Consider the following 6,293-nt stretch of genomic DNA (forward strand, 5'->3'; position numbering starts at 1 on the left):
CGTTCTTTTGGAATCGAAACAATTAACGAGAGGGCTAAAGCCACGGCATGTTGAGCTGATTGCGCTTGGAGGAACAATTGGTGTTGGCTTGTTTATGGGATCAGCAAGTACGATAAAATGGGCGGGTCCCTCTGTGCTGCTGGCTTATCTCTTAGCTGGGATTATTATGTTTTTTATCATGCGGATCATGGGGGAAATGCTGGTTCTCGAACCGGTGACGGGCTCATTCGCTACTTTTGCCCACAAATATATCAGCCCTTTGGCTGGTTTTTTGACCGCTTGGAGCTATTGGTTCTTATGGGTTACGGTAGGTATGGCTGAGGTGACTGCGATTGGGGTGTATGTGGGTTATTGGTTTCCGGATATTCCGCAATGGCTGCCAGCTCTGGCAGGTGTAGTTATTATCGCGTTAGCTAATTTGGCGGCTGTAAAGTTTTATGGGGAATTTGAGTTTTGGTTTGCCATGATTAAGATTGTTGCTATTATCTTTATGCTGGTTGTTGGTACAGGCCTGATCTTTTTTGGTTTAGGTAATGGCGGGCAGCCGATTGGTCTCTCCAACTTATACAGCCATGGTGGTTTTTTTGCAGGTGGTTTAAAAGGTTTTCTATTCGCACTATGTATTGTGACGGCGGCCTATCAAGGTATAGAGATGGTAGGTATTACAGCGGGTGAAGCAGAAAATCCGAAAATGACACTGCGAAAAGCCATTAAAAACATCATCTGGCGTATTCTGATTTTTTACGTGGGTGCGATTTTTGTTATTGTTACGATCTATCCTTGGAACCAGATTGGCGAGATTGGCAGTCCTTTTGTTCTAACCTTTGCCAAAGTAGGGATTGTGGCCGCTGCGGGTATCATTAACTTTGTTGTTCTTACAGCAGCGATGTCAGGTTGCAACAGTGGTATTTATAGCGCGGGAAGAATGTTGTATACGTTGGCTAAAAACGGACAAGCCCCTAAGTTTTTCGGAAAAGTCTCCAAAAGCGGTGTCCCTAAAAATAGTATTATTACGACGATTTCCCTACTGCTGATCGGAGTGCTTTTTAATTACTTATTACCTGATTCAAAACTGTTTCTGTACATCTACAGCGCCAGTGTTCTTCCAGGCATGGTACCGTGGTTTGCGTTAGCAATCAGCCAATTTAAATTCAGGAAAAAATGGAAAAACGAAATGAAGGATCACACTTTTAAGTCTCGTTTTTTCCCAATCAGCAATTACATCACCATTGTCTTCTTATTGCTAGTGATCGTAGGGATGTGGTTCAATCCAGACACACGTATGTCATTGATTGTGGGTGCATCATTTATGGCGCTCGTCGTTGTTGGATATTTTGTCTTTGGCATAGGAAAGCGGCAGAGAATTGAAGACTAGAGGAAAACTAGAAGCTTGTTAAATATGTAAAATTTGCCGAGTGTCATTCAGGGTTATATCCTGATTTCGCTCGGCATTTTTTACGTGAGGTTATCCTTTTCACACAGTCAGCCTTAATATAAATAGAATCTAGTGTATTCTATATTCTAAAGGACAGACTGTGGTACATCAAATGAATAAAGAACAAAATTATTCTTATCTCTTTCTAAAATTTAACTGTCAGTATAATTACTGAAACGCTATAATGCATTGTATTAAGAAAAAAGAAGGAGAAGGTATGATGTTGAAAAAATGGCCATTATTATTCATGCTAGGTATTATCATGCTGGCATCTGTAGGCTGGAACAGTGGAGTATCTCATGCGAGTTACTATTTTGAATACACTTGGGAGAAGTACAAGGGGACTGAGGTCAGGACCTACAAGTTGACTCCAGTACCTGGCAGAGCAGGACAAATGGATCAGGAAAAGTTCTTTGCTGCTATTAGCAAAACCCCGAATGTGTATGGAGGGTTCAGCGGCTATAGAACAGAGAAAACAACCGGAGTTGCGACCAAGAGTGTAACAGATGGGGTTTATAAATATTCGGTTATTGATTCTGCTAGCAATCAGGAGCCTGAGGTCGTAGAGTATATAAATCCTACTAGTGGAGTTCCACACAAATGGAACGGAACCGATGATATTCGCGTTTTTATGAGAGGGTCTGAAGCGGCTTCTTTGGCAGAGCTGTTTTATGAGGGGACTCCAACGGAAGAACGATATCATTTTAATGCTAACGATGTCTATTTAGTTACATTCCGGTCCAGTACAGTAAAACCGATCAGTGAAATGTCTGCTGAAGCGTTAGTTGAAGAAGGAACCCCTACGTTTATCAATCAAGAGTTGGTAGGCCAAATAAAGGGCAAAGATCCTGCTGCTTATCCGGCAAATGGAATTTTAAACGGCTACTTTTATGTTTATAAAGGTTCTGAAATAAAAGTGAATTAAAAGAGCAGGCAGGATTTAATAAACTTATCTACACAAGAACGAGATAACATTGTGTATTCTTCATACTCATGAGGATACATGATGTTATCTTTTGTTTTATTTGTAGGCGTGACCAAAATAGCAGTCTAATAAGGTGATAAGCATTTAATTCCCAATGAAAACCATTGTTAAGTGATTGGGATATACGGCTTTAAAAGTATATTAATTAGCATAAGGACAGAATTACTTTTTTTTACTGGCCTTATTCAATTCCAGGGGGATTATTCCGATAATTTAATTATATACAGTTTGGTGTTAATGGAAATGAAAATTCGTTTTGAAAACAAGTGGGGTTATTTTCAAAGTTGAAACAAAGGAACAGGTGAAAATGATCCAATGCTATCTCTTAAAGGTGGTGTAATGATCTAAAATAATGAGATGTGAGAAAAAGTTAAAACGAATTAGGCAATACATGACTGGTTTACTGGCTGTTTGGTTGTTCTGTATACATACTGTGCCTGTTTTTGCAGATAGGGCCTTTAACGATATTGAACATTCCTACGCAGCGGATGCGATTGAGGCCATGGCTGCTCAAGGTTATGTTACGGGTTATCAGGATGGCAGTTTTCGACCTGTATTTTTTATTTCGCGGCAGGAATGGGCTAGCATCTTCGCTAAAACCTTAATACGTACACCGAATGACAAAAACGTTATTTCTTTTCGTGATGTTTCTCCCTGGGCTCTACCTTATGTTCAGATCTTGCAGAAAGAGAACATTACGAAAGGAATTAGTGATCAATTATTTGGTGCCAAGCACAATATGACTCGTCAGGATATGGCCGTTTGGTATGCCCGGTATTTTGGTGTTTCTGAAGATACCCGGTTTGCCGGTATATCCAGTTTTGTGGATCAATCTGATATATCAGACTATGCACAAACGAGCGTGTGGCTGATGGAGCGATTAGAGCTGATAGAGGGAGATACGAATCATTATTTCCATCCCAAAAAATTTGTGACACGACAAGATGCCACGTTGGTTGCTTATCGGGTATGGCTAGGCGGTGACGATCTGAGAGGGCGTGCCAAGCGTTTGCTGGAGTCAGGTAACGGAGCTGGAACGATGAATCAGCCGCCTAGCCTGCCGGAACCGGACAAACCAGTGGTCGACTTGGCACCGGAAATTAGGCCCCAACCTGTGAATCCGGAAATTGAGGAGCCTGAAAGACACAGCTCAAAGCCCAAGCCACCGGTACCTGATCCCAAGCCACCGGTACCTGATCCTAAGCCACCGGATCACTCTTCGGATTTTGTAGTGGATGAGGTCGTAATCAAGGCGCCGGAGCTCATAAATCAACCGGAAACGTATCCTTCGTATCAGCTGTCCTTTCAGCTCTACAAAGAAGGGCAGCCGGTAAGCATTCCCGCTGCCAGCGTTACAAGTGTTACTTATACATTTAGTGATGCATTAGGTGTGTTTGATGAACAGGGGAAAATCGCACATGCTGAAAATATCCCTGCTGCAGATGGTATGATTCCTGTCGAGTTGGAAGTCACCATTGCCAAACCTTATCGGGTGCTTAAAGCACAGACCAAGCTGATTGTTAAGGAGAAGACTCCTCCACCAGAGGCTCCGAATGTAATCAGGTCCGTATACTTGGCGACGTACACCATTTCACAGGCCACTAATCTAGACCCTGCAGCCTGGAGCATGCCCTATGTATTTCACAATGCAAAGGGAGAGGTCATACCGCTCGGTTCGTTGCCGTCAGACTTGAAGCTTCGGATAGAGGATTCCAGTGGAATATTTGATGAGGATGGACGTATTGTCAATCTGCATTTGATTCCGGCAGTGAACTCGGTCATTCCATTCAAGATCGAGGTTGAATCACCATCACAGGGAATTCACTTCATATCCGATGCCGAGTTAACTGTAGTACCAGGTGAACGCAAAAAGCAATATTTTGCTGTCTCCATAATGCTGCAGGGACAAGGAGGCAGTGCGACCACGGTAGACCAAATTAAGCAGGCTCGTCAGTTGCTGATGGATCACTTTGGCCCCAACTTAAAAGTGACCTGGGCGATGGAAAATACATTTGTTTTTGTAGACACGAATCGCCCGCAGCTTAAACAGGTTTTGGCATACGTGGATCAGTATGGCGATGAAGTCGGGATTATGGACGGATATGCGAATAACCTGTACAATCTTCCTATTTGGGAAGCACGGATGGACGAGTGGCTGTATATGTATCGTTATAATGCACTCAATGAGCTGCACCAAGGCGGTACGATGGGATCACCTTCGGTGTTTGAAAGCATGGATACAGACCAATATCGGAAGTATCTGCCTAAATCATTGACCAGCTTTACAGTGAATCCTGAGCAGGCCCAATGGCTTAAAGATCATTATAAGATCACTTCAGCCATGGGGTGGTCGGCTACACAGTATAATGCTAACGACATGTATGGTGAGGGTTCACCTTTGATGCCTTACTGGTCCAATAAGGATAATCCGATTGTTCCCGCACAGGGGCTTACTGATAATAGCGGTATCGTGTTTATGAACTCGATTACGATTGATCCCATTGGATCGCGCTATACAGGAGTTTCCTCACGCTGGACGCTCCATCCAGGTGACCCATATATGAATGAAACGGATGCGGCACCACAACTGTATATAGCACAGCAATATCTGGATAATCCTTATCAACGTTTAAATACGGTAAACTACATGTCCATTATTCTGGGTATCAACTCGTTTGCCCAGAACCAAAACTCTTCTCAAATATGGGATAACTTTGTGAATCACTTCCCTGTTGACCGTGAGGTCGAGATTGTGGGAGTGGACGGACTGAAGCAGATTTATGAATCGTCAGCTGGATCGAATAATGATCACTCGGAATTTACACTCATGTTTAGGGGCTCGGGCTTTAAGACGCCCATGGGCTCCAATAATTCGCCGGCCAATCTGCGTTACTTGTGGACTGAAAACGCCTCACAGCGGATCATTTTATCCAAGGAGGATGGAGATGCGGCATGGTCCATTATTGATTTTACTGACTATACCCGCAGTCCGATTCCGAAGTTACCATACAACCTGGATAAGAAAACGGATGTAAGCTATGTCACCGGAAGGAACTTCAAGCTAGCTCCTACGGCTCCGTTAACAGCAGATGAAATCCAGCGCGTAAAGAATCGTTTGAAGGAGATTTATTTCTCAGAAAAAGTGAACTATCAGTAAATGTTTGGAGCAACAGGATATTTTAAGATTTGAGAGGTTTTATGAAAAAGGGGGCGTCCCAAAAGCCATGGAAATGGCTAGAGGACGCCCCTTTGCATTAGAGAAAGATATTCGTTGGTGGTTAGACCCATTCAATAACCTGATCCACAGACCGCCGGGTTTTTCCGCGCGGCTCATTCAGGCGGTATCCAAAAGCCACCATGCAGGAAATACCGAAATGCTCGGCATCCATGATGCCTTCCTCGGAGAGAATACGTTCGATTTCCTGTTTATTAAAGCCTTCGATCGGACAGGAGTCAATGCCGATTTGAGCTGCGGCTGTCATCATATTGCCCAATGCGATGTAGGTTTGTCGACAGGCCCACTCGAACATCGCTCTTTCATTGTCTTCCAGTCCAAAATCTGATTTCAGGAAGGCGTCATATACTTTCTCTTTGCCTTGCATAACTTCAGCAGGCAATTGCTGTACGTTTTCCATCATACCCTTGATGTAATCGGATGAGGCTGCCATATCTTTAGGCAGTCTGGAGAGGATGAGTACAAAATGGCTTGCTGTTGGCAGCTGTTTTTGGGCACCCCAGGAGTAAGGCAGCAGCTTCTCGCGCATAGCATTACTTTGGACGACAACGAACTTCCAGGGCTCAAAGCCAAATGAACTCGGGGATAAACGACCTGTTTCAAGAATAAAATCGAAGTCGGAATCGCTAATTTTTTTA

At 43.4% G+C, this 6,293-nt stretch carries 4 protein-coding genes; 3 read left to right on the forward strand and 1 reads right to left on the reverse strand.

What is annotated here, in order from left to right; all coding sequences use genetic code 11:
• The first annotated feature begins 7 nt into the window (after positions 1-7).
• The 3 genes from WG8_RS04520 (at position 8) to WG8_RS04530 (ending at position 5,577) form a co-directional block, all read left to right on the forward strand.
• Positions 8-1,375, forward strand: coding sequence for an amino acid permease (locus WG8_RS04520; protein ID WP_007428914.1), 1,368 nt, complete (start codon positions 8-10; stop codon positions 1,373-1,375).
• A gap of 277 nt (positions 1,376-1,652) precedes the next feature.
• A complete protein-coding gene (locus tag WG8_RS04525; protein WP_043890785.1) occupies positions 1,653-2,360 on the forward strand; it encodes a hypothetical protein in 708 nt (235 codons plus the stop codon).
• A gap of 412 nt (positions 2,361-2,772) precedes the next feature.
• The gene (locus WG8_RS04530; RefSeq protein ID WP_043890786.1) at positions 2,773-5,577 is read left to right on the forward strand and encodes an S-layer homology domain-containing protein; all 2,805 of its coding nucleotides are present in this window, start codon (positions 2,773-2,775) and stop codon (positions 5,575-5,577) included.
• Between the two features lie 121 nt (positions 5,578-5,698).
• On the opposite strand, the gene WG8_RS04535 is transcribed toward WG8_RS04530, so the two are convergent.
• Positions 5,699-6,293 (reverse strand): NAD(P)H-dependent oxidoreductase (locus WG8_RS04535; protein ID WP_007428917.1); only part of this gene is annotated, 595 nt, incomplete at its 5' end.

The sequence above is a fragment of the Paenibacillus sp. Aloe-11 genome (assembly GCF_000245715.1).
Lineage (GTDB): Bacteria > Bacillota > Bacilli > Paenibacillales > Paenibacillaceae > Paenibacillus > Paenibacillus kribbensis.